This window comes from Arcicella sp. GW822-FHT02H01, assembly GCF_058802005.1.
Genome location: NZ_JBXANT010000001.1, coordinates 1,260,294 through 1,284,023 on the forward strand (window position 1 = coordinate 1,260,294; position 23,730 = coordinate 1,284,023).

General features: G+C 37.5%; 22 protein-coding genes and 1 tRNA gene. 16 read left to right on the plus strand and 7 right to left on the minus strand.

Annotated features, from left to right (window positions below):
* Positions 1-149: 149 nt before the first annotated feature.
* The gene (locus AC1RNE_RS05440) at positions 150-2,408 is read left to right on the plus strand and encodes a carbohydrate binding family 9 domain-containing protein (RefSeq protein ID WP_492800010.1); all 2,259 of its coding nucleotides are present in this window, start codon (positions 150-152) and stop codon (positions 2,406-2,408) included.
* 268 nt (positions 2,409-2,676) lie between these two features.
* Here the strand turns inward: AC1RNE_RS05440 and AC1RNE_RS05445 are convergent, their stop codons facing one another.
* A complete protein-coding gene (locus AC1RNE_RS05445; protein ID WP_492800011.1) occupies positions 2,677-3,444 on the minus strand; it encodes a hypothetical protein in 768 nt (255 codons plus the stop codon).
* A 188-nt stretch (positions 3,445-3,632) separates the two neighbouring features.
* On the opposite strand from AC1RNE_RS05445, the gene AC1RNE_RS05450 reads away from it, so the two are divergent.
* Both AC1RNE_RS05450 and AC1RNE_RS05455 read left to right on the plus strand, forming a co-directional pair.
* Positions 3,633-4,874 (plus strand): IS4 family transposase, encoded by a 1,242-nt coding sequence (locus tag AC1RNE_RS05450; protein WP_492800012.1) that lies wholly within the window; start codon positions 3,633-3,635, stop codon positions 4,872-4,874.
* 400 nt (positions 4,875-5,274) lie between these two features.
* Positions 5,275-5,661: a glyoxalase gene (locus tag AC1RNE_RS05455; protein WP_492800013.1), complete on the plus strand. Its 387-nt coding sequence runs from the start codon at positions 5,275-5,277 to the stop codon at positions 5,659-5,661.
* Here AC1RNE_RS05455 and AC1RNE_RS05460 read toward each other — a convergent pair.
* Positions 5,637-6,506: a DMT family transporter gene (locus tag AC1RNE_RS05460; RefSeq protein WP_492800014.1), complete on the minus strand. Its 870-nt coding sequence runs from the start codon at positions 6,504-6,506 to the stop codon at positions 5,637-5,639. The genes AC1RNE_RS05455 and AC1RNE_RS05460 overlap by 25 nt on opposite strands.
* 74 nt (positions 6,507-6,580) lie before the next feature.
* On the opposite strand from AC1RNE_RS05460, the gene AC1RNE_RS05465 reads away from it, so the two are divergent.
* The 3 genes from AC1RNE_RS05465 to AC1RNE_RS05475 all read left to right on the plus strand — a co-directional run bounded on the left by AC1RNE_RS05465 (position 6,581) and on the right by AC1RNE_RS05475 (position 7,982).
* Positions 6,581-7,222, plus strand: coding sequence for an AlbA family DNA-binding domain-containing protein (locus AC1RNE_RS05465; protein ID WP_492800015.1), 642 nt, complete (start codon positions 6,581-6,583; stop codon positions 7,220-7,222).
* Positions 7,223-7,413: 191 nt separating this feature from the next.
* A complete protein-coding gene (locus AC1RNE_RS05470) occupies positions 7,414-7,575 on the plus strand; it encodes a hypothetical protein (RefSeq protein WP_492800016.1) in 162 nt (53 codons plus the stop codon).
* Positions 7,566-7,982: a type II toxin-antitoxin system VapC family toxin gene (locus AC1RNE_RS05475; RefSeq protein WP_323253694.1), complete on the plus strand. Its 417-nt coding sequence runs from the start codon at positions 7,566-7,568 to the stop codon at positions 7,980-7,982. The genes AC1RNE_RS05470 and AC1RNE_RS05475 overlap by 10 nt, the downstream gene beginning before the upstream one ends.
* Positions 7,983-8,380: 398 nt before the next feature.
* Here AC1RNE_RS05475 and AC1RNE_RS05480 read toward each other — a convergent pair whose 3' ends face one another.
* Entirely contained in the window at positions 8,381-9,391 is a 1,011-nt protein-coding gene (locus AC1RNE_RS05480) for a LacI family DNA-binding transcriptional regulator (RefSeq protein WP_492800017.1), read from the minus strand.
* Positions 9,392-9,590: 199 nt separating this feature from the next.
* Between AC1RNE_RS05480 and AC1RNE_RS05485 the strand changes: the two genes are divergently transcribed.
* The 7 genes from AC1RNE_RS05485 (at position 9,591) to AC1RNE_RS05515 (ending at position 16,774) form a co-directional block, all read left to right on the plus strand.
* The gene (locus AC1RNE_RS05485) at positions 9,591-10,742 is read left to right on the plus strand and encodes a galactokinase (protein WP_492800018.1); all 1,152 of its coding nucleotides are present in this window, start codon (positions 9,591-9,593) and stop codon (positions 10,740-10,742) included.
* A 270-nt stretch (positions 10,743-11,012) separates the two neighbouring features.
* A complete protein-coding gene (locus AC1RNE_RS05490; RefSeq protein WP_492800019.1) occupies positions 11,013-12,179 on the plus strand; it encodes a UDP-glucose--hexose-1-phosphate uridylyltransferase in 1,167 nt (388 codons plus the stop codon).
* An 854-nt stretch (positions 12,180-13,033) separates the two neighbouring features.
* Entirely contained in the window at positions 13,034-14,650 is a 1,617-nt protein-coding gene (locus tag AC1RNE_RS05495; protein ID WP_492800020.1) for an ABC-F family ATP-binding cassette domain-containing protein, read from the plus strand.
* 346 nt (positions 14,651-14,996) lie between these two features.
* A tRNA-Arg gene (locus AC1RNE_RS05500) sits at positions 14,997-15,070 on the plus strand.
* 305 nt (positions 15,071-15,375) lie between these two features.
* The gene (locus AC1RNE_RS05505) at positions 15,376-15,522 is read left to right on the plus strand and encodes a hypothetical protein (RefSeq protein WP_492800021.1); all 147 of its coding nucleotides are present in this window, start codon (positions 15,376-15,378) and stop codon (positions 15,520-15,522) included.
* 60 nt (positions 15,523-15,582) lie between these two features.
* Positions 15,583-16,212, plus strand: a complete 630-nt coding sequence (locus AC1RNE_RS05510; RefSeq protein WP_492800022.1) for a hypothetical protein — start codon at positions 15,583-15,585, stop codon at positions 16,210-16,212.
* Positions 16,213-16,402: 190 nt separating this feature from the next.
* Positions 16,403-16,774 (plus strand): hypothetical protein, encoded by a 372-nt coding sequence (locus tag AC1RNE_RS05515; RefSeq protein WP_492800023.1) that lies wholly within the window; start codon positions 16,403-16,405, stop codon positions 16,772-16,774.
* A 264-nt stretch (positions 16,775-17,038) separates the two neighbouring features.
* On the opposite strand, the gene AC1RNE_RS05520 is transcribed toward AC1RNE_RS05515, so the two are convergent.
* Together AC1RNE_RS05520 and AC1RNE_RS05525 are read right to left on the minus strand one after the other, a co-directional pair.
* A complete protein-coding gene (locus tag AC1RNE_RS05520; RefSeq protein ID WP_492800024.1) occupies positions 17,039-18,073 on the minus strand; it encodes a hypothetical protein in 1,035 nt (344 codons plus the stop codon).
* A gap of 104 nt (positions 18,074-18,177) precedes the next feature.
* The gene (locus AC1RNE_RS05525; protein ID WP_492800025.1) at positions 18,178-18,720 is read right to left on the minus strand and encodes a helix-turn-helix domain-containing protein; all 543 of its coding nucleotides are present in this window, start codon (positions 18,718-18,720) and stop codon (positions 18,178-18,180) included.
* A gap of 10 nt (positions 18,721-18,730) precedes the next feature.
* Between AC1RNE_RS05525 and AC1RNE_RS05530 the strand changes: the two genes are divergently transcribed.
* From AC1RNE_RS05530 to AC1RNE_RS05540, 3 genes are all read left to right on the plus strand, one after another.
* A complete protein-coding gene (locus AC1RNE_RS05530) occupies positions 18,731-19,021 on the plus strand; it encodes a hypothetical protein (RefSeq protein ID WP_492800026.1) in 291 nt (96 codons plus the stop codon).
* Positions 19,022-19,606: 585 nt separating this feature from the next.
* A complete protein-coding gene (locus AC1RNE_RS05535; RefSeq protein WP_492800027.1) occupies positions 19,607-20,101 on the plus strand; it encodes a hypothetical protein in 495 nt (164 codons plus the stop codon).
* A gap of 12 nt (positions 20,102-20,113) precedes the next feature.
* On the plus strand, positions 20,114-20,413 hold the full coding sequence (locus tag AC1RNE_RS05540) for a helix-turn-helix domain-containing protein (RefSeq protein ID WP_492800028.1): 300 nt from the start codon (positions 20,114-20,116) through the stop codon (positions 20,411-20,413).
* A 254-nt stretch (positions 20,414-20,667) separates the two neighbouring features.
* Here AC1RNE_RS05540 and AC1RNE_RS05545 read toward each other — a convergent pair whose 3' ends face one another.
* Positions 20,668-22,557: a hypothetical protein gene (locus AC1RNE_RS05545; RefSeq protein WP_492800029.1), complete on the minus strand. Its 1,890-nt coding sequence runs from the start codon at positions 22,555-22,557 to the stop codon at positions 20,668-20,670.
* 145 nt (positions 22,558-22,702) lie between these two features.
* Positions 22,703-23,650 (minus strand): hypothetical protein, encoded by a 948-nt coding sequence (locus tag AC1RNE_RS05550; RefSeq protein WP_492800030.1) that lies wholly within the window; start codon positions 23,648-23,650, stop codon positions 22,703-22,705.
* Positions 23,651-23,730 lie beyond the last annotated feature (80 nt).

Below are 23,730 nucleotides of genomic sequence, written 5' to 3' on the forward strand. Positions count from 1 at the left end.
TATTCTTCTCAAAAAGATACTTTTTATAAGTAAGATAATAATTAATTTGGTTAAGGGGTATAGGGACGTGGCTTTGCTGTGTCCCTAATTTTTGTGTACCTTACACCTTTACTAGAAAATTACGAACCTCTTTATTTTCAATCATTTTTATGCGCTATTTTTACGCTTTATTACTATTTTTTTGGGGTAGTTGCTTCCTAAAAGCCCAAGATATTTTCTTACCTGATTCTATCAAAAAACAAACTCAGGCTACATTTATCAATTATCCTATCAAGGTTGATGGCAAACTAGACGAATCTGTCTGGAAAAATGCTCAATCTATCACAGACTTTGTTCAAGTAGAACCTCTTCAGAAACAACCAGCTTCGCAAAAGTCTGTTTTCAAGCTTGTGTACAATGCTGATTATTTATATGTCGCGGCTATCCTGCACGAGCCTCTGGGCAAACAGGCATTACGTGTGACTAACCTTCAGCGTGACTTTACTTTTGGTCGAAGCGACCAAGTAGGTATTTCTATTGATGGGTTTAATGACGAACGCAATGCAATGATTTTTATGACCAATCCGTATGGTTCGCAAAAAGACTTGCTGGCATTCGACGATCAAGTGTTTGACGACGACTGGGACGGGCTTTGGCGTGTGCGTACTTCCCGAAATGATACCGCGTGGATTGCTGAGTTTGCGATACCTTGGCAAACTTTACGCTATCAGCGTACCACTGAAGCGAATACATGGGGTATTAACTTTTTTAGAATGCGACGCATGAGTAACGAGCAAACCATTTGGTCAGCTCTGCCACGTGCGTTTTCGCCTGCTAGGATGCAGTATGCAGGAAAACTGTCTGGAATATTGCCTCCGCCTCCTAAACCTAATATCAGATTCCAACCCTATTTATTGATTTCGGAAGATAGATACAATGGCTCGGAGTTTTATGACCAAAGCAATGGCTCTAAAGTAAAATTGGGTGGTGAAATAAAATGGGCCATTACGCCCAACACCGTACTGGATTTGACCTATAATACGGATTTTGCCCAAGCCGATGCCGACCGACAGGTAAATAATTTATCTAGGCTTTCGGTTTTCTTTCCAGAACGCCGACAGTTTTTCTTAGAAAATGCCTCTCTTTTTGCTGCGGGACTTAGCCCTATTGAAGAGTTTTATGGCGGTCAGCAACGTATCCAGCCCTTTTTCAGTAGAAGAATAGGGTTAGATAATGATGGAAATCCTGTGCCGATTGAGGTAGGTGCTAGGTTGGTAAACCGTTCTACCAAAAGCAATACGGGTTTTATGTATGTTCGCCAGAAAGGGAATGATGCCTATTCTGCTACGGATTTTGTCGTTGGGAGGTACTCGCAAAATATAGGCAAACAAAATAGAATTGGGGGTATTGCTACTTTGAAAAACGATAGTGACCATGCCAATATCACGGCCTCGGCCGATGGTTTCTTCCGTATCAACGAAAGTACCAACGTGAATACGATGGCGATGCTGTCTAAATCTAGTCACGAAAGTCAAACAGGGTTGGCAGGGCATTATCAATTGGTACACAAGGGCATATCGTGGATATATTGGCTTACGCAAAACATTAACAACAAGGCCTTTAACCCTGAGATGGGTTTTGTGGCTCGTCCAGATGTGGTTGAAAATTCGGCAGGTTTTTACTGGCTGAATCGGGGGAAATGGCTGCCTAGTTTTATCAGGGCATTTGAACCAGGCGGATATTACTTGAATTATTATTCGGCCACGACAGGCAAATTGGTTGAAGAACAATGGAGTACTAACCCTGTATGGTTTACCTTCCAAAATGGCGGAGGTATCGGGCTTTTCAGCAACCACTTTTATCAGTTGATTGACTATAGCGATGGAAGCGATACGCTGTCGTTTTTTAAAGTAGCTATTCCAAGCGGGAAATTTAGGTACAATCGCTACATGATATTTGGAGAAACGGATGGTTCTAAAAAAGTATCAATCTCGGGAAATGTGGAAATTGGTAAATATTACGATGGTTCATTAACTACTTTTTCCTCAACATTTAGATTTGCCCCGATTCCGCATATTTCTATGGAAGCGCGCTTTACCAACAATAGTTATAGCAATTTGGGGACAGAAAAGGCTTCTGGGAGTACTCAATTATATACCCTTTCTGGGCGTTTTGCCTTGAACCCTCGGGTACAATTAATTGGGTTTTACCAGCACAATTCTACGAATGATTTTGATGTCTGGAATATCCGTTTTTCATGGGAATACCAACCGTTGTCATTCTTGTATTTGGTGTTCAATCAGCGTGGTTTCAACGACTACCGTACCCAATTATCAAACGATGGGCTAACCAGAATCACGACAAACGAACTGGCACGTCAGCATGAGCTACATTTGATAGCGAAGCTTTCTTATTTGAAGCAGTTTTGATGATAAGTTATCTGCTGTTTATGGTGATAATAATACCAATAATTGCTATAATGCGAGCGTGACGCTCTTTTTCCTTTTGGGTCTTAGGAGAACCTACGACCAGTGTTAGAATACCTTCATACGCTAATGTTTGAAATAAACGCCAAGCGAGATATTGAAACTAGACAACCTACTTTCCCTCGCTTGGCGTAGTGTTTTTCACTACGTCAGGGTGTACTGCAATGTTACATTGCAAAAAGGCGAAATAACCTAACACTAGACACTGCTCTCAAATTGAGGATTTTTTTAGTTTTTTACATATTAAATCGCTTTTTAAATACCAAGAATTTTGATTTACCTTATCTATTAAAAATACTATTTTAACGCTCTCTCGTTTCTTGGGTAAAATATCATTTCTGCCTAATCCATACTCTAAGCCTTCACAATATTGATTTATTTGCCCTGTAAAGCAAATGTCTAACAATCCATCTTTATTAATATCTTCTTGAGATAATCGAAATAAAAATGGAGAATAACTTATGCAGTCTGTACTATTGTTGTAGATGGGTATTCCGTCAGAGCAAAATCTATCTGAGGAAGTATCTAAAATGGGCGTTAACTCTTTAGTATCAGCCTTGTATATAATGAAATATCCTCTACTTTTTACCTTGTGTAGCCCTCCTATAAAACCTTCTTTGTCAGTCTTCTTTACCTTAATCATTTGCAAGGTTTCTATCCATAATAGGGATGCTTTATTTTTATTGGTAATAATATGGCATCTTTTAGGAATAACTGAGGGAAGTTTATCAGATAAATTAATTTGATAAACTTCTACTATTCCAATACCTTTAATAGAAACTGGGGATAATTTTTCTATTGTCTTAAAATCAATAACCTTTACACCTTGGAAATCACTAGTAAAACTTTTAAGCAACGCCTCACAAAAATTTGATTTATTTGAAAAATTCCCATCAAAACTTTCAAAATCTCTGCTCTTATCTAATTGCCCCTGACAAAAAAAGTAAGATAGTAAAAGAATAACTATTGTTTTTTTCATGGCAGAAAATTGAATGGTCTCATGGGTGTCATTCCCCCCTTGTTGGAATTATCTCCAACAAGGGCGGCGACAGCAATGCACCAGCTTAATAATTTGTGTTTTATCTTTATTCTAGTGTTGCTGTCGCACTAGTTATTGGAGATAACTCCATAGCCGTCAGGCTAAGTAAAAAATATTATCTTTGCTGAATGAAAAAACATGATTTCAATGATATAGACTTATCATCAACTTGTTTCAGGGATTTATGTAATTTTTTTGAAGCAGAAAGTATTGAGCGATTAGGCAGGGAAGTGAAATTTATAGAAAGAAGTACATCACGTTTAAGTGCTTGGATGTTTTTACAATTGAATACTTGTTTGGTCAATAATGGTAAAATGGATAGTCTAAATGATTTAGGGACAGCATTATTTAAGATTTTTGGAGTTAAACTGACTAAGCAATCTCTAGATGAGCGTTTTAATATTCATGGAGTTAGCCTTATGCGAAAGTGCTTTGAAATGGTTTTTGAAACGATTTTGTCAGCTTCAAGGAATAAAGAACATTTTGCTAGTGGGTTTAAACGTATTATTTTACGAGATGCTACAAGTTTTCAATTGCCTCCTGATTTAGCAACTTACTATCAAGGCAATGCGGGAGATACCACAGGTAGTGTTATTAAAATCCAACACGATTTTGATTTATTAAGTGGTAAGATACTTAAGTTAGATTTTCGCAATGGGAGAGAAACAGATACCGATTGGTTGAATCAAAAAGGTATAGATGTTTCTGCTAACGATTTACATCTAATGGACTTAGGCTATTACAAATTAGCTCATTTTACAAGCATTGCTCAAAAAGGAGGCTTCTTTATTAGTAGATACAAAGTAGGAACCTGTCTCTATACCAAAGATATTCAAGGAGAATATGTAGCATTAGATTGGGCTGATGTTTTCAATCAAATACAAGGAGATGATTTTGATAAAGAGGTATATTTAGGTAGTGCTAAGGATAAACTCAAAGTGCGTTTACATTTACAAAAAATACCAGAAGAGATTGCTCAAAAACGTCTAAAGAAGTATGAAAGTAAAGAGAAATACCAGTCAAAAAATAAGAAAAGGCTCTATGAAAACTCTGATTTCAAAAAGGAATTGGCGTATTATAATATTTTTATCACAAATGCACCACAGGAATTACTGAAAACAAAACAGATATATCCTTTTTATAGGCTTAGATGGCAAATTGAGCTACTTTTTAAAATTTGGAAGAGTGTTTTTGAAATTAATAAAATAGGAAAAATGAGCATTGCTCGATTTGAATGCTACCTCTATGGAAAGCTAATCTCTATTCTATTAAGTGGATATATTCAAACCCTTTTTAATGATTTCATTGAAGAGAAGATAGACTTTGAACTTAGCGAATGGAAAGCTTACAAAATTGTAAAAAAAACTTAAATGTATTGTGGGGCTATCTCCGAAAACAAATGTCAGGACTGAAGAAATGGTTGAAATGTATTTTTGAAGAATTATGGATAAGAGCTAAAAAAGAGAAAAAAAAGATTCAGCCAAAACTATACAAACCTTACACAAAAGACATTATCAACTCTTAGCCTGACGGTTATGGAGATAACTCCAACAAAGGCGAAAAATTAAATCATTTCTTCTATTTTACCTTCCTTTAGCTTATTTTACTCTTCTTGATGTGCAACGCAATATACTAAGCGATGGGATTAAAACATTTTCAAATCAATACTGTTTACTTAAAAGTACCTGATAGGCAATACCTCCACGAGTAAAAAGCCATAGAAAATAAACCTTTGCCTTCTTTGAAAAGGTTAAGTAATAAAATTAATATATGTATAGAGAGCCAGAATTACTAAAGTTAAGACCCATTATTACATTTGAAGTTGAGGCAAATAGTGAAGTAGAAAAATTTCAAAATGAGGTATTAAGACCTATCCTGAAATTACAGAACGACTTATTGGTTCAGATTTTTATACAATATAGTCATCAACGCAAAGGTGGATTCTTTAAATTAGCTGATAAAGACAAGCTGCTATATATCGACCAGACAATCAGAAAAGACATGAAGTTCAAGCATTATCTGGAAGGTGTAATTGCTGGGCATTTTACCTTGGATGAGTACCAACGTTTCTTAGAAAATGAAGATGAACTTACCAAAAGGATGATTCATTTATTGATACAAAGGCTACAAAGTCAGCTCTTTTTATTAACCAAATAAATACCACATAACACAACCAGTCCGCCAATAATTTGTTCGGTTCTTAGGATTTCGCCCAACAGGAAAAAAGAGATAATCGACGTAAGTACTGGCTGAATTAGTAAGGTGGGCGACACGATGGCGGCTGGGATAAATCCCAAGGCATAGTTTATAGAAAGCCAACCAGCCAAATGGCAGATTAAACCCGAACCCACAAAGGCTATCCATGTAGTTTGATTGAAATGTGTCATCTCTAAATCCTGTTGCCAACAGGTAAGAAATGAGAAAATCAAACAGGCTATTAGCGACCATGCCATAAAATTAACGGTATCGACCTTCCCTCTGATACGTTGGGTAATGAGCATATACCCTGCATAAAATACAGCGGCACCTATAGCCATAAAATGCCCGAAACCCACACTTGGATTTTGCAAAATATCTTTGCCCGCTACCAGAAAAACCCCTACCATAGCCACTGCCAGCCCAAGCCAATAGATTTTAGGTAATTTTTGTTTGAAGAAAAGCAATGTTCCTAAACCAACAAATACCGAGGCATTGTTGGCTAACAGGGTTGACACCGACGCAGAAGTGCGGAGGATAGAGAGATTCCAGAGACTCATATCGGCTACAAACAAAAAGCCTGCTATAGTGATTAAAAGGGCAGTGTTCGCATCTGGAATTTTGATGCCTTTGTATAGCCAAATTGGCACCAGACCAATAAAGCAAAAAAAGTAACGATAAAAACCAGAAGTAAGGGCTGGGGCATCGGCCATTTTGACAAAAATAGCAGACCAAGCGATACAAAAAACGCCCAACAGGAGGTATAGATAAGCCTTTAAAGGAATGTCGGAATCTTGTGTTTTCAAAATATTGTTGATAACATATAAAGTATAATCCAAAATTACCGAAATTGTTCATTATTTACTCATAAGCGAAACGAATGACAGAAAAACAATTATTTGAAATCCTTAAACAAAAAGAATCTACCACATTAGAATTTAAAAGTAGAATTGATAGTCCTTATAAAATAGCACGCACCTTGGCAGCCTTTGCCAATACTTCTGGCGGACAGTTGATTATTGGTGTAAACGACGATAAGTCGATAAAAGGCTGTTCGGAAGTAGAAGAAATGACGAAAGTAATCTATGCGGCTAGCGAGCTAGTAGTCCCTCCTATTGATATTGTTTATTCATCGGTAAAGGTGGAAGACAAACACAATATTATGATTGTGAATATTACTGAGGCTGTCAATAAACCGCATGAAGCCATAGACGAACACGAACACCGCACGGTATATGTTCGGGCAAATGATGAGACTACGCCCGTAACGAAGGAGATGACCCAAGTAATGATAAAGGCTGGGGACAAGGACATCAACAAGCAAATCTTGGAACAACCCAACGTAAAGTATTTAATTACTTACCTGAAAAAGAACACCAAAATTACGGCTAAGGAATATGCTAAACTGGTGAATATTTCTGCCTATAGGGCTACCAAATTGTTAGAGGCTCTTACGTACGAAAGTATTCTGCTGATGTTATCACGACAAAAACCTACGCAGTTTGTGCTTCGGAAATGGTGATAGTTTTTGGCTGTCGGATGTTGGTCTTCGGGTTTCGGATTTGGGCGATAGGCATGTACAGTCGCTTGGCTAAAGCCAAGCGACTGCGAAAACCAGAAATCCAATAGCCATAGTTATTAACAATAAAAATTAACACTTCATCCTTAAATTAATCAACATTAAGTATATTTACATAGTAAAAGTTTAAAACTATGGTAGTCGCAAAACAAAAATCTGAAAAACTTCAAAAAAGAGTTAAACTCGATAATGGTAAAACTATTATTGTTGAAACTGCACAGCAGAAATCTAAAGACCCTTTTGCTGAGGTTGCGAGTTTATTAAGCGATGTGCCTAACTTAAAACCATGCGATTGATTATAGTTGACACAGGAGTATTAAGCAGAAGGTTATCAAATAAAGAGGAATATATCAAAGCTTTTGACTACATCGGTAATGAAAGAATTGTTATTACATCAATTACTAAAATCGAATTATTTAACTGGGTTCGTGCATACAGGTCTCATTTAGGTGAGAAGAAGTATAAAATCATTTTTGCCTCAATTGATAAATTCCCTACGATTCACATTGACAGAAAGACTTCAACTTTGGCGGTTGAGCTTTCGCAAAGATACTTTACCAAAATTGGCGATTTGTTAATAGCAAGTGTTGCGATACAATATGAAATCGAAATTTTCACAAATAATACTAAAGACTTTAAGAACATCAAGGGTGTAAAGTTATATACTCCACCAAATTACGAGGAGATAGCTAAAACGCTTTAAAAATAGCATACCGTAAGCCGAAGACTAATGCCCTAAACTCGTAGGGGCAATCCCTTGCGGTTGCCCTCTGTAAGCATAATAAAGCAAAAGGTAACCTTGCTCCCGCAGTCGCTCGTATTGACGAGTGACGACTATCCGCAGAAGCCCTCTGGGCGAACTTTGAATCAGGAAACAAATTGTAATTCTGCGTTTATGTCACCCCGTCGGGGTTTCGTTTAAAAAACATGGTTGTTTTTCTATAATCCTGTTATCCCTTCGGGATTACGCTCTCTTGGTGGTTGTCTGAACTTTATTTTTTATCCACCCGCAGTCGCTCGTCTTTGACAAGTGACTGCCTAGCTGAAATCCGAAAGCCGAAGACCAAAAGCCGACACCCGACGACCGAAACCCGAAAGCCCCTAATGCACCACCAACTCAGTATCAATAATAATCTCCTCAGGCATTAGTTTTTCGGCGGGTTTGGCATCTATTATCTTTAAAAGCAACAAGGCAGCCTGTTCGCCCATTTTGTAAGCAAATTGCTCTACTGATGCCAGCGGTGGGTTATCTAAATATGCCGTAATGGGCAAATTGGCAAAACTTACAAAGTGAATATCGCTATTGGGTACAATGCCATTTTGCCGACAGCTTTGCATGGCATACAGGGCTACGTAGTCGTTGAAACATAAAACCGCTTCGGGCTTTTCTTGCAAAGCCATCAACTCTTCCATTTTCTTGAAGGTATCTTCTTTGCTCAAATCTGTCGATTTAATGTAATGCTGAACGATGGGCAATCCTAACGATTTTAGAGCTTTCCAATAACCCTCTAAGCGTTCATTTGAAATCTCCAGATTCGATGGACCATTCAAAATGGCAATCTTGGTGATGCCTTTGTTGGCTAAAAAAGAGGTAGCCTCAAAGGCGGCTTCAAGGATGTTCCCCCTCACTTTGTTGACAGCCACATCTTTGGGTACTCTATCAAAAAACACCAAAGGGATACCATAATTTTCTAGCTCCCTGAAAGAGTAATATTGGGTAGTCTCGGCTGAAATGGAGGCTATTACGCCATCTACCCTACTACTGATAAACGACTTTATAGCCCTGTTTTCGCGTGCTAATTTATCCCTCGACTGGCTGATTACTACGTTATATCCTTTTTCGCTAATAACATCCTCTATACCTGTAATGGCTTGCGAAAAAAACTCTTCTTGCAAATGCGGGAAAACTACGCCGACGGTATAGGTTTTGTTTTTCCTTAATAATATTGCCGCTGGATTTGGCACATAGTTTAGCCGTTTGGCTACTTCAAAAACCTGCTCTTTGGTTTTAAGCCCAATCCTTGGATGATTCTGCAATGCCCTCGACACCGTAGAAATAGCAATGCCTAATTCTTGTGCGATATGTTTAATAGTAACCTGACTTTTCTGCATGATACATCTTTGAGATTGGATTTGTAAAATTAGGAAGATTTTTGAGGTTTGTGCAAAATTTGCGCAAATGTTTGTAATGCCTTTTCAATGGGTTTTATGGTACTTTTTCAATTAATTTCATTGCCTAGCGTAGATGATGGCAATGAGTATTTCTAAAAAATATCGTCCTTTGATTTAAAATTTAATTTTACGCTCAGAGATGTACCCAGAAAATATTATTGCCAAATTTCAAGAACAATTTTCAAAACAAGCTTCCCTAGTGGTTCGTGCGCCAGGACGCATCAATCTTATCGGCGAACATACCGATTATAATGATGGTTTTGTGTTGCCTGCTGCTATCAATAAAGCCATTTATTTTGCCATTGCTCCTCGTCAGGATAACACCTGTAATGTATATGCCTACGATTTAGAAAGTAGCGATTCTTTCAGCATCAGCGATATTCAAAAGTCTACTAACAGTTGGGCGAATTATTTAATTGGCGTGGTGGATGAAATCCAAAAAGCGGGACAGACTATCAAGGGTTTTGATTTAGTTTTTGGTGGAGATATTCCTTTGGGGGCTGGCGTATCGTCGTCGGCTGCGGTAGAAACGGGCTTGGCTTTTGCCTTGAACGAAATCTATGGTTTAGGTTTAGCAACTATGCAAATGGTAAAAATCGGGAAGGCTGCCGAAAACAATTTTGTAGGCGTAAACTGTGGTATCATGGATCAGTTTGCTTCGATGTTTGGCAAAAAAGATGCGGTAATTCGATTGGATTGTAGAAGTCTTGATTACCAACATTTTCCGTTGTCATTGCCAAACCATACCATTATTCTTTGCAATTCTGGGGTTAAACACTCTTTGGGTGACTCGGAATACAATACCCGTAGATTGGAATGTGAAGAAGGGCTTAGGATTTTAGGAGGTATTTATCCAGCCGTAAAAAGCTTTAGAGACCTGACGCTTACGATGGTAGAAAATGCCAAAGATAGTCTTTCTGAAAATGTGTATAAACGTTGTGTATATGTGGTGGGCGAAATAGACCGCGTAGTAGTGGCGTGCGAAGCCTTGGAACAAAACGATTTGGCGACTTTCGGCAAAAAAATGTATGAAACGCATGACGGTCTGCAACATAATTATGCAGTATCGTGCGAAGAACTAGATTTTTTGGTGGACGAAACCCGTGAGGAGAGTGCCGTAGTAGGTTCAAGAATGATGGGAGGAGGCTTTGGTGGTTGTACTGTAAACATCGTTGAGAAAAGTAATGTAGCAGCATTTTTACAAAGAATCAAAAGAGCGTATCAGTCTAAATACCAAAAAGATTTAGTGACTTACGAGGTGGCTTTGACAAATGGAACGGAAGTGATTTAGAGGTAAGACGTTAGACACTAGACTAAAGGACTTTAGGATATAAGATTGAAGATTTTTGGATTATAGAATTATAAAAAAATCTCCAAAATCAGCGAATCAAATCAGCGAAAATCTGCGGGTAAAAAAACAATTTTAGACACAAGACTAAAGACTAGAAGACTTTAGAATATAAGATTAAAATACAAGATTGAAGATTTTTGGATTATAAAATTATAAAAATCTCCAAAATCAGCGAATCAAATCAGCGAAAATCTGCGGGTAAAAAAACAATTGAAACTAGATTTTAAAAAGCTTTTACCCGCAGATTTACAGAGATTTAATCCGCTGATTTACGCAGATAAAAAAAACGATACCCGAAAGCCGACATCCGAAAGCAAAAAAGCTCAAAGCATAAATATGAACTCAATTTTTGAAGAACATCCACATAAAAGATATAACCCACTGACAGACAGTTGGGTATTAGTATCGCCGCATCGTGCCAAACGTCCGTGGCAAGGGCAGGTAGAAAAAGTAGCTGGCGACGACCGTCCCGCGTATGACGAAACCTGCTATCTGTGTCCGACAAACACACGGATGAATGGCGAAGTAAACCCTGATTATCAAGACGTTTATATTTTCAATAACGACTTTGCGGCTTTGTTAGAAGACACCCCTCCGCATAGTTTTGAAGAAGACGAATTGTTCAGAGCAGAGACCGAAAGAGGATTGGGCAGAGTAATTTGTTTCTCCCCTCGCCACGACCTTACCGTTCCAGAAATGGAAGAAACGGCTATCAGAAAAGTAGTGGATGCATGGGTAGATGAATACCTAACCCTTGGCGGAAAAGACTTTATTAACTACGTTCAGATTTTCGAGAATAAAGGTTTTGTAATGGGCTGTTCGAACCCACACCCACATGGACAAATCTGGGCATCGTCGTCGATTCCAGATGAACCCATGAAAAAGCAAATCTCACAACTGAAATATTGGCAGAAAAATCAACGCTCTTTGCTAGCAGACTATCTGGAAAAAGAGTTAGTAAAACAAGAAAGAGTATTATTTGAAAACGAACATTTTGTGGCATTAGTGCCTTATTGGGCAGTTTGGCCGTTTGAGACCATGATTGTACCGAAGCGTAAAATGGCAAGAATCTCGGACATGACTGGTGCTGAAAGAGACGCTTTTGCAAATGCCTACAAAAGGTTGACTGTACGTTACGACAATCTTTTTGAGACCTCCTTCCCCTACTCGGCTGGTGTACACCAAGCCCCAACCGATGGCGAAGCGCATGACGAATGGCATTGGCATTTTGTATTTTATCCTCCGCTTTTGCGTTCTGCAACGGTCAAAAAATTCATGGTAGGCTACGAAATGTTAGCCAATCCACAAAGAGACATCACCGCTGAAAAAAGTGCGGCAGTATTGCGTGCTTTATCAGAAGTGCATTATAAGCTTTGAGCGATGAGATGTAAGCTTTAGTTTTGGCGTTGTCATTTCCTAGTCATTGTATAAACAGAATTTAGATTACAAAATCACTTAACCATTAAATATTATCATTTTTATCCCTAACGGGTTTTTGATTCGTATTTAAAAAGGCTTCACTTTGTGGGGTCTTTTTTTGTTTAGTGAGTTAGGGATTGAATGGTTATATTTTTATTACAAAATACTGCCTTACAATTATTTATCACTAGCGAGGGACTTAAGTCCCTCGCTAGTGATAACGTTCAATATTCTACAGGAGTGAGTAGTCAACAATAAATTCACGATTTGCAAATTGCGAATTTAAAGCTGTGGCTTTATCTTTCGGCCTTTATTATTAAATACCCTCGCTTGGCGTAGTGTTTTCACTACGTCAGTGTGTATTGCATTCTTAGAAGGCATCGGCTCCTCTAATCGTAGGTTCTCCTACGATTCCAAACACTAAAGAGCGTCTCGCTCAAGTAATAATACTCAGCCAAATTAAAGACAGCACAACCTAGGTAGTCATCGTGTCAGACATCCCATTCATCAATAAATGCGAGCGTGACGCTCTTCGTCATTTGGAGTCTTAGGAAAACCTACGACTAGCGGGTGTTTTGTGTGCCACAAACCACGGGATTACAACCAAGCATCAAGAATAATTTTTGAATATCAGCTTTTTATCGTGTCAATTCAGCACATTGTCGTAATTTTGTATGATTTTTTATACAAAGCTGTTGATTATTGATTTTTTGATAAGAAAAACGGAGCAAAACCTTCATAATCAACCTAAAAACAGATGACAAAACGATTTTTTTAGTCGGTGTCTATATCCAGCAATAATACTTACAATAATGCTAAACGTATCAAATGTATCACTCCGTTTTGGTAAACGGGTACTTTTTGAAGAAGTAAATATCAAATTTGTAGAAGGCAACTGCTATGGTCTTATCGGGGCCAATGGTGCAGGAAAATCTACGTTTTTAAAGATTTTATCAGGTGAAATCGACTCGCAGACTGGCTCAGTAACCATGAACCCAGGCGAACGTATGTCGATGTTGAAACAGAACCACTTTGAATACGAAGAAGTGCCTGTTTTACAAGCCGTTATCATGGGTAACAAACGTCTGTACGATATCATGATCGAGAAAGATGCTATTTACCTAAAAGAAGATTTTACCGAAGAAGATGGAAACCGTGCGGCTGATTTAGAGGCTGAATTTGCCGAAATGAACGGTTGGGAAGCTGAATCAGAGGCGGCTTCGTTGTTAAGTGGACTAGGCATTAAAGAAGATTTGCACTATACTTTGCTAAAAGATGTATCTGGTTCTGAGAAAGTAAAGGTACTTTTGGCACAGGCGTTGTTTGGTTCGCCAGATATTTTGTTATTGGATGAACCTACCAACAACTTAGACATCGAGTCTATCTTGTGGTTGGAAAACTTCTTGACAAACTTCAAAAATACGGTCATTGTCGTTTCTCACGACCGTCACTTCTTGGATAACGTTTGTACACACATAGCCGATTTAGATTTCGGAAAAATCCAACTATACGGTGGTACATATACGTTCTGGTACGAATCATCACAATTGGCGGCTCGTCAGCGTGCTGACCAGAACAAGAAGACTGATGAGAAGCGTAAAGAATTAGAAGAATTTATCCGTCGTTTCTCGGCCAACGTTGCCAAATCGAAACAGGCTACTTCTCGTCAGAAAATGTTGGATAAATTGCAGGTTGATGACATCAAGCCATCGTCAAGACGTTATCCATTTATCAACTTCAAACCAGAACGCGAAGCGGGCGACCAGTTGCTTTCGGTTGAAGGGCTAACCGTGAAAAACCAAGAAGGTGGTTATTTATTCAAAGATGTGTCGTTCACATTGACCAAGGGTGATAAACTGGCAGTACTCTCACGTGATTCTTTGGCAGTAAGTGCCTTATTCGACGTATTGATGGGCGAACGTGTTGCCGACTCAGGAACGTATAAATGGGGGGTAACTACTACACAGGCTTATTTACCAAACGATAACGCTGAATACTTCAAAGATGGTTCGTTAAATTTGGTAGACTGGTTACGCCAATATTCTGCTGAAAAAGATGAATCGTTTATTCGCGGATTCTTGGGCAGGATGTTGTTCTCAGGCGATGAAGCCTTGAAGAAATGTACCGTAATCTCAGGAGGTGAAAAACAGCGTTGTATGTTCTCAAGAATGATGCTTTCGGGTGCGAATGTTGCCATCTTTGATGAGCCAACCAACCACTTAGACTTAGAGTCTATCACGGCATTAAACAACGGTATGGTAGATTTTACAGGTACAATTCTTTTCACTTGTCATGACCACCAACTTACGCAAACAGTAGCCAACCGTATCTTAGAACTAGGGCCAAAAGGCTATTTAGATAAACTAATGAGCTTCGATGATTATATCACAGATGCCAAAGTAAAAGAGCAGAAGGAGAAGATATATTAAGCTGTGAGAGTTGAGCTATCAGCTGTGAGCTATCGGTATTCGGCTTTCGGCTTTCGGATGTCAGCTATCAGTTTTTTGGTATTCAGTTTTAATAAATTAGCGTAAATCTGCGTATTCAATCAGCGGGTAAAACTTTAGGCTGTAGGCGATAAGCTTTAGGCAAGCATAACAAAAAGCTCATTGCTTATAGCTTACAGCTTATTGCCTCAAAAATCTTTCAATTTTAATTTCCTAAAAATCAGAAACTTACAAAAAAGTTTAATTTTTTCGTCTTTTTTGTTTTGGATTAGAAAAATAACCTACTACCTTTGCAGTCCGAAACAACGGGTAAACATTACCACAAGATGGTTTCGTAGCTCAATTGGATAGAGCACCTGACTACGGATCAGGAGGTTTGGGGTTCGAATCCCTACGAGACCACTAAAAAAAACTTCAAGCATTTGCTTGGAGTTTTTTTTATTTAAGGCATATCCTTCACATTCCTAATTAAATACTCCTTCAAAAACTATTCGAAATAATACAAGTGAGTATTAAGGTAAATCATTAAATTATTTCTTGCTTACTGCTTACACAAAAGTTATTAGTAAAATACCAACAAGGACTCAATTGCGAACGTAGTGCGTTCGCAATTATACTGAACATAGTAGCAGGGTAAGCAAACTGTTTTGTTTTTTCTAAAGTTTTTAGCGAAATTGCGACATCTTACTTTATATCAAAATCTACAAATGACCACACAGCTATACATCAGAAAGTTCAACTTAGGCAATACTACCAACCATACTTTCCAAAGAAATTTAGAACACCCTATTGAATCGCTACTAATGAGCCTACTCGCCACTAATGCAGCTATCCCGACACTCTTCTCAGTTTGATAAGATACCACAAACAGCCATTAATATTAGTAGGCATAGTATAAAATCATTCATTAAACCATGAAAAATAAAATGACATTAGGGATTACACTGATAATTATTGGCGTATTGGCTATTATTGTAGGGATTATAGTTATCAATCAAAAAGAAACTCCTTTGGCTGAAACACATAAAATAATCAATGAGCCAACACCCACCCAACAAGAAAAACCGCATAAAGACACCCAAAGTGATTTACAAAAAGGGCATGATTTTGAGGGATATGTAATACAGAAATTTGCAAAAAAATATTTTACGCTTGCTGATTGGACAAGTGATAAATCTGTCAATGGCGTGTATCCTGAAAGTAATTCAAATCCGGATTTTACCATGCGTTTTCAATGGCACGATGTTAACACAACTTTTGCAGTGGAATGTAAATACAGAAGTGATTACTATAAAAATGGCATAGAATGGTGTACCGAGCGACAGTTAGAAAAGTATAGAAAATACGAAAGCAATAAAAACCAAAAAGTATTTATCATCATCGGTATCGGAGGGGTAGCATCTGACCCGTCAGAACTTTTCATTATCCCTTTAAATAAAATTGCCAGTACATTTGTAGGTAAAGACTTTTTGAATAAATACAAAAAAGAAAATTTCAAAGAGGCTAATATGTATTTTGATTCTCATACGGGGGTCCTTAAGTAGGTTTTGTCCTTGTGACACATACCGCTTAATAAAAAATCACTTATTAATATTCTTATCTTATTGAAAAACCATGACGATAAAGTATTTTTGATAAGTTTATAGTAAATAAATTACATCTATAAAGACATATTCAGTAGAATATGCACATTCAATCACCGAAAACTTAACAATAAATAAATACACTACAAAAATGAAAAAAACACTAATTGCCTCACTATCTATTATCTTATTATTTGCCTGTAAAAAGGAAGAAGTTGTGTCAGATAAAGATGAATTAACTGGTACGAGTTGGATAAGATTTGCTATTAAAAGTCCTGTTAATAACAAGGATATGTACTATTATTTAGATTTTAAAGACGACAATAAAATTGATAGTTATTTAAAGTATAATAAAATTGAATTAGAAAGCTCTACTTTTAAGACATTATCATTTAAGAGAATTTCTTCAACAAAATTATTAGTACTAACTACAAACCCGCAACCAGATACAATTACAATTGATAAGAATACACTCACTTATGTAAACAGCCTTAAAGCGAAAGCTTATTATACTAAACAATAATGCTGGTTTTGCACTAAAATTGTACATTCTTTATTTTATTAGTGAACTTAGTATTCACACATGCTATTCGATTTGTTCCGCAAGGGCAAATCGAATGAATGATAAAAACGTTCTCTGAACGTTTAATGGATTAAAATCCTTTTTATCAAAACTTCCACTTGTCTTTCAGAACAAGTGGAAGAGCGTTGTCAAAATAACTCATGGCACGACTTACAGTAATCTGTCTATTATCAAGATGATTCTGAGTCATGCCATGAGTAAGTTTTATCTTTCCAACACTATCACCAAAGTATCTTTACCCATTACTCCCGAAAGTATTCGACGATTTTCTTCAATTTTTATATTGCCTATAAATGGAGGAATATCCTTTCGGGGATAATGCCATTTGGCGATAATTTTACCTTCTTTCAACTCATAAGTACCTATAAATCGAGTATTGGTGGTGTTGAAATCAAATACAATATCATTGACTACGTCAAAATAAACCCTTGTTAAGGTACTGTCATAGACTGATTTTGCTTTTTTATCAATACCATTAATTGCTAATTTTTGTACCTGATACTTCCCTGTAAGTTCAGGGTTTTTATCTCTTGGAAGACGCGATAAGACCAAGAACAAGGGTGAAAATAAAATAATTAATCGTAACGATGTTTTAATCATGGGGCTTGTTGAAAGCAAATGAGAGGTATTCCAGTTCTGAGAAAAAAAGAAATCTCTTAATTTTTCAAAATCTTGAAAGAGCAGATAAAACAACGCAAGGACGTGCATGATGGCATGACTAAGCACCCCAAAGTCTAAATGGTAAAAAATATCGATACTTAGAATAGTTAACATGATCGGCAAGAGCGTAAAAATCCCCAAACTTCTGGTTTTTGAGAAAAGTAGCAATAATGAACCCGTCATTTGCAATAAACCAATGGTTACAATAAATGGGAATGACCTTCCGAAAAATGCCCACATCAACGAAACATCATCAATTTCGTTAAAAGGCAGGTCTAACATTCCTAATGGTACATTAAACTGAAAATGGAAAAATTTTTGCCAACAGAAACTAATCAAATCAAGAGCAATAGCGCCACATAGTATTGCGATGTTGGTTTTGTAAATTTTCGTAAAATCCTTTTCTCTTTTTACCCACCACAATGAGTATCCAACATAACAAACCAAAATGATAAGACTAGGAATAATTAGGAATAATAGGGGAATTGGCTTTAAAACGAAGTAGCATAACCTACTTAATACTTTTACGAAGACTAATCCTGTCAAGATAATTAGACCAATTTTTTTAAAATAATTCATTTCTTTTTCAGATTTTAAAGTTTCAAAATTTTTAATTTTCAAAACACAAATCTATCGGTGAAGCCGTAGCCAAAAGTTCAGAATTATCCAATTGAACTAAAAAGCTAGGTTATTTCCTGATTTTTCTTGAATTCTAAAGGAGAACAACCAACAACTTTTTTGAAACAAGTAAAAAATGCGGACTTTGAGCTAAAACCAGCTTCATAGCCAATTCCTTCAATGCTTAAAAACGTGTGTTTATTAGACATTAAAAGTCTTTTGGCCTCATTTATTCTGTAATTATTAATAAAACTATTAAAACTTATTGAAAGACTAGCATTAAGTAAAAAGGATAAATCGTGGGTGGAGATGGATAGTTTTTCAGCCAGTTGATACAAGTTAATATCACTCTGTAAGTATGGTTTTTCGCTTTCCATAATAGACTCCAATTTCAATTTCAATAAGACAGCCTCTTGCTCATTTAACCGTGGAACCGTATTCTTTTTTGAATGATTGTTTTCAATTATTTCTTGAATCTCTGTTTTTATTGTATCAGGGAATGGATAGATTTCTTTTTGTTGTAAAATGTAATAGGCAATTGCACCACAAGCAACACTGTAAAAGACAGGTAAATAATCAAACCCTAGAAAGGATTTGAATTTCAACATTCCAATAAGGATGACGGCCAAAATAACAAACAGTAGCCTCAATAGCCAATTAAGATTTATCGAGGTATCTTCAGAGGAAAATAACCTAATATCCTTTTGGTGTCTTCTTAATAAGACAAATGACATCGTCCAATACACGATTATTTGTAGCCTTAATGTAAGTAATACGGCTGTACCAAGGTATCTGCTCAATTGGGGTGGAGATATGATGGGATATTTATGTTGTATCAAAAAACTAACAGCGAAAAAAGTAAATATCGTAAACGGGATAAAATGCAGTAAATCGTACTTAGAAAAGTGATACTTAGGGTGTGTAAAATATACAATGCTAAAATATAAACATGGTGCGATTAAAAAACGGCTACATTCGCTTAACGCCACAAAATTTGGATATTTGTCATACAAATCCCGCTCTATTAATGCTAAACCAACACAAATCAAAAAGCTACTAAACCAAGTTTTAGCATTTTTAATGTTATGTTGTAGGTTTATATAAACAACAAACGCTAGAAAAATAAAGCAACCAGCAGCAAAAGAGTAATTCATGTTTTATTTCTTCAAATCTTAAAAACTATCACAATATATGTAGAAAAGCTAATTTAATACTCTAGCTAATCGATTTGTTGCGGAAGGACAAATGGAAGAGCATTAGAATTCACTTTGCTGGATGAGGTTTGGTGAAGACACTAGCCTTGGGTAAAATATTGTCTTAAACTTCTTTCTATTAGCGGGTGACTTAAGTCACCCGCTAATAGAAAGAAGTTTAACTTAACGTCACGCTATTCGATTTGTTCCGCAAGGGCTAGATAAAAACGTTCTCCGTTATTTTTAATAATAATTTGGTATTTATAAAGATTGAACTATCTTTAATAAATTTTAGTTATAAGTGAAATTAAGACTCGTAAAACTAGATAAGCTAAGCGGGCAAAAGACCCAAGTTTATTCCATCATTATTGATGATGATGACAAAAATTTATTTGAACATTTTTTGGAAGAAAACAGCCAAAATCATCGCAACGAACTTTTAGAAATATTAACACGAATCAATAATATTGCTAATAAGGAAGGGGCTAAAGAATACTTCTTCAAAAAAGCAGAAGGAAAACTTGGTGACGGTGTCGAAGCTCTTTTTGATGAATCAAAGCGTAAATTAAGATTGTATTGTATTCGTTATGGTACTGTAATGCTGGTATTAGGAGGTGGTGGAGTAAAAAACGTCAGAGCTTTACAAGACGACCCCAAATTAAAACGTGAAAATTATTTACTTAGAGATATATCTAAACGCTTAAGTCAGGCAATGCAAGAGGGTGATATTAAATGGAATAATAATTTTACCGATTTTACAGGTGATTTCACTTTTGATGACAACGACGATTTTTAAAGAAACAATATCATGACACTCTTAGATGAATTATTAGCAGAAATTACACCTGAACAACAGGCTCGTACAGACCGTAAAATGCGAATCGCTGTGATTATCGCTGAGGCTATGCAAGCAAAAGGTTTAGGTAAAAAACAATTTGCTGAAAAAGTTGGTCGTAAGCCTTCTGAAATAACAAAGTGGCTTAGTGGTACGCATAATTTTACCATTGAAACCATCGCTGATATTGAAAGAACCTTAAATGTTAGGATTCTTAATTTATCCAACAAAAGCAAAGGCACTACTACAAAGAGAACTCATGTAACCATTTAGGCACATGAGTATCACGCTATTCGATTTGTTCTGCAAGGGCTAGATAAAAACGTTCTCTGAATGTTTAATGGATTAAAAATCTTTTTGTCAAAGCTTGTACTTGTCTTTGAGCACAAATGGTGGAGCGTTAGGTGATAGCTATTCACTTTGCTGGATGAGGTCTGGTGAAGACACCAGCCTTGTTGTATTCGTAGCGAGGGACTTAAGTCCCTCGCTACGAATACAACAAGATAATATAGAATTTACCATTGTTCTTACACCAACTCCTTAATAAAATTAGCATAAATCCTGGTCAATAATTTCGAGGCATTCTTATCCGCTCCTTCCGTATGGGGATGGATGCCGTCGGGTAGATAGATGCGTTGTCTGTTCATATCGAGGGTGGTGTTTTGTCCGTTTGTGTAATTGCTCCAAGGCTCTTGTGTCCACAGAGATTTTGAACCTTGCACAATCTGTTGTGAAAAACCTGTCTTTTCCCACATTCGCAGTAACGGAAATCCCCAATAATCGGCGAGTACCTCTTGTGCCTGCGAAACTGGTGTGAGCAAATCGTTTTCATAATGCCCAACAAAGGCTATACGGGCGAATTTGTTGTATTTTAAAATCAAGTCTATTAAATAATTCATCGCTCCGATAAAGTAACGTCTGTCGTCACGTTGTGCAGGAATAACGCTTAGGTCGTTACTATAACCATCGTTTCGCCCGTGGTCGAAGATGAAGAAATCGGGCATTGGTTTGGTACCGTCTAAGTAAGGTAACAGCCTATGCTCATAGCTACACGATAGCATTTTTGTCTTCTCGGCATCGGTTAAAACATCAGGTGGATTATTACTTAAAGAGCCTTTAATAGTATCCCAAGTATCGATTAAAGTTTGTATTTCCGACTTTTTACGCGCCAAGGAATACATAAAATTCTGATATGCTAATTGGTTGTATGAACCATCTGCTCGACTAATCCGTGCCGTAGAACTCCCCACAGCCATATTAATTCCAAATCCACCAAGAGATGCTGGCCCATCTGTCGGGTATCTGCCTCCCTCGGGAATCGAGGTTCCGAAATGCAGAAAGACTTTGCCAGATAATAAATTCGATGAGCCGTTTTCTAGCTTCGTAATCCGTTCTTGCTCTGTCGATAATTGTGCCGTCGATACCGCCTTCGTAAAGACTGTGTATTTCGTCAGACTGTAATTTTGCCCCACAACGCCACTCAAGTACATTTTTGTTGCCTGAACGGGTATCGTAAGCTGATAATCATTAATAAAGTCTACAAAACCATCTCGTCCCCTATTTTCATAGCCTACTACTTGGTTTGCCGAATTTAAATAGATTATCGCCCACATCGCCGACCCGCCGATGGCTGTGCTAATCCTCAGAATGTCGGTTGGCAAAATATTGTAGGTAGCGTATTTTTTGGTCGCATCATCATGAATGCTGGCGTTATTCCAAGGGTATTTTCCCTCAATGTCGCTTGTCGGTGTTTGTACGATATTGCTCGATAACACATTACCCAGATAAGAGAACATATTCTGCTTTTTCTTCAAGATAACGCCTCCAGACGCCACAAAACCGTTTACTTTATAGTACGCACAGTTGTTAGGAAACTGTATTTCCAAATCTGTAAACGATGTGTTTACCCCTGTATCATTTCCTTGATACTGGGTCGAGATAAGGTTGTTGTTGGTATCATAAAAAAACAATAACTTCATCGCCGACCCGCCGATAGAGGAGGTGATAAAATGCTTGCTTCCGTCGTTGATGATGGTGGTGTAACATCTGCTGGACGAGGTGGCTTCGCCTGTCCCTGCAAAATTGATGTATTTTCCATTAACCATCGTTAGCGGATAGGTAATATACTGATTGATGGTGCTTACAGATGTTTTGTCTGTATCGTCATAATCATTCTTGGTTAACTTTTTACCTGTATCAAAACTTGTCCCGTTCCAGAAATATAGCAGGTCTGTATCTGCAACGTATACTAGTGTACCGACAGTAAGTCTTTCCGTAGGAATGGTATTGCGTTCGGTGATTGATTGACAGGTCTTTAGGCCTCCTAATATCTCATTTCCGTATGCCGTCGGAAATTTGTCTGCTTCAGAGAACGGCCTTACCGCTGCGGTAACTAATGTTCCTGTATTGTTTGCCATTTTTTTTAGTTATGAGGTGTGAGCTTTGAGCTATGAGCTTTAAGTGATGAGCTGATAGTTTTAAATATTGATAGATACTACGCAGTCGCTCGCTTCAAGCGAGTGACGACTATTAGCAGTCCTCTGGACAAATGCTATAAACTACTTAATTAATTTGTATTTGAATACCCGTACCGTTTTGGATGTTGTTAGTCCTGTAAACGTTGTAGCTCGCTACATTCCCAAACGAATTTGTTACATTCTGAACAGATTTTGTCCAAGCCGTACTTGCCAAACCGCTGATGCTAAAACTGGCATCGCCAAAGCTGGCTGGGTAACAATAATAGATGTATTCGCCATTGCCATTCAGCGTAAGGGTGCGGTTGCGTGTGGTGGCCAAGGTATTGTTGGCTAGCCCTAATACCTCCTCATTGGTTAATGTAGCATTGGCATTAGTACCCCAATAGGCTTTGTTCAAAAAGCTGACGGCACTATTGGTGGTAACGGCATTCCGACCGTCGGATACTGTGAGGGTGTAGGTAGTGTTTGTGGTTACGCTAACGGTCTTGGTTATACTACTGCCCGTTACTACGCCAATGCCATTGTTGATGTTGATGGCGTTCACACTTTTGTTGAACGTATAACTAAACGTAATGCTGGTGACAGTACTGCCTTTCTCAACATTGTTGACGTTATTAATAAACGAGTAGATGACGATAGGAACATATTCCAAGGCTTCTATCCTACTCAAAATCGTTTTAGACAGGTTGCTTATTAATGCACTGCCATCAAAAAAATACTTTGCCGTGTCGCCTTCGTTGTTTTCGTCTTCTATTACCATGATTTCCCTGCACCTGCCCAAGTACTTACTGGTATCGATGTCGGCAAATTTTGCATAATAGTCCCTGAAATAATCTGAGACGGCCTTGATGTCATCCTCACGGTCGGAGGCATTGGCAAAAAATGCTCCGTTCCAGTATTTCAGATACGAGTTGTTGTCATTGATGATAAAATAGCAATCGCCAAAATCGCCCACAGAAGGCAGGTTTAGCTCGTTGCTAAAATACACAATGCGCTTGTCTTTAAATCCGTTTACGCCTAGTAGAACTCCCATTGTTGTTTTTTTATGTGGTTAGGTTTTTGAAAAAAATCGTGGTCTGTGGCACACAGAACACAAAGTGATTTGTCCGAAAT

Excerpts from the sequence above, each read along its gene's own strand:
- AC1RNE_RS05440 (WP_492800010.1), top strand. The coding sequence starts at position 150 with ATGCGCTATTTTTACGCTTTATTACTATTTTTTTGGGGTAGTTGCTTC.
- AC1RNE_RS05445 (WP_492800011.1), bottom strand. The coding sequence starts at position 3,444 with ATGAAAAAAACAATAGTTATTCTTTTACTATCTTACTTTTTTTGTCAG.
- AC1RNE_RS05450 (WP_492800012.1), top strand. The coding sequence starts at position 3,633 with ATGAAAAAACATGATTTCAATGATATAGACTTATCATCAACTTGTTTC.
- AC1RNE_RS05455 (WP_492800013.1), top strand. The coding sequence starts at position 5,275 with ATGTATAGAGAGCCAGAATTACTAAAGTTAAGACCCATTATTACATTT.
- AC1RNE_RS05465 (WP_492800015.1), top strand. The coding sequence starts at position 6,581 with ATGACAGAAAAACAATTATTTGAAATCCTTAAACAAAAAGAATCTACC.
- AC1RNE_RS05470 (WP_492800016.1), top strand. The coding sequence starts at position 7,414 with ATGGTAGTCGCAAAACAAAAATCTGAAAAACTTCAAAAAAGAGTTAAA.
- AC1RNE_RS05475 (WP_323253694.1), top strand. The coding sequence starts at position 7,566 with ATGCGATTGATTATAGTTGACACAGGAGTATTAAGCAGAAGGTTATCA.
- AC1RNE_RS05480 (WP_492800017.1), bottom strand. The coding sequence starts at position 9,391 with ATGCAGAAAAGTCAGGTTACTATTAAACATATCGCACAAGAATTAGGC.
- AC1RNE_RS05485 (WP_492800018.1), top strand. The coding sequence starts at position 9,591 with ATGTACCCAGAAAATATTATTGCCAAATTTCAAGAACAATTTTCAAAA.
- AC1RNE_RS05495 (WP_492800020.1), top strand. The coding sequence starts at position 13,034 with ATGCTAAACGTATCAAATGTATCACTCCGTTTTGGTAAACGGGTACTT.
- AC1RNE_RS05505 (WP_492800021.1), top strand. The coding sequence starts at position 15,376 with ATGACCACACAGCTATACATCAGAAAGTTCAACTTAGGCAATACTACC.
- AC1RNE_RS05510 (WP_492800022.1), top strand. The coding sequence starts at position 15,583 with ATGAAAAATAAAATGACATTAGGGATTACACTGATAATTATTGGCGTA.
- AC1RNE_RS05515 (WP_492800023.1), top strand. The coding sequence starts at position 16,403 with ATGAAAAAAACACTAATTGCCTCACTATCTATTATCTTATTATTTGCC.
- AC1RNE_RS05520 (WP_492800024.1), bottom strand. The coding sequence starts at position 18,073 with ATGAATTATTTTAAAAAAATTGGTCTAATTATCTTGACAGGATTAGTC.
- AC1RNE_RS05525 (WP_492800025.1), bottom strand. The coding sequence starts at position 18,720 with ATGTTGAAATTCAAATCCTTTCTAGGGTTTGATTATTTACCTGTCTTT.
- AC1RNE_RS05530 (WP_492800026.1), top strand. The coding sequence starts at position 18,731 with ATGACGGCCAAAATAACAAACAGTAGCCTCAATAGCCAATTAAGATTT.
- AC1RNE_RS05540 (WP_492800028.1), top strand. The coding sequence starts at position 20,114 with ATGACACTCTTAGATGAATTATTAGCAGAAATTACACCTGAACAACAG.
- AC1RNE_RS05545 (WP_492800029.1), bottom strand. The coding sequence starts at position 22,557 with ATGGCAAACAATACAGGAACATTAGTTACCGCAGCGGTAAGGCCGTTC.
- AC1RNE_RS05550 (WP_492800030.1), bottom strand. The coding sequence starts at position 23,650 with ATGGGAGTTCTACTAGGCGTAAACGGATTTAAAGACAAGCGCATTGTG.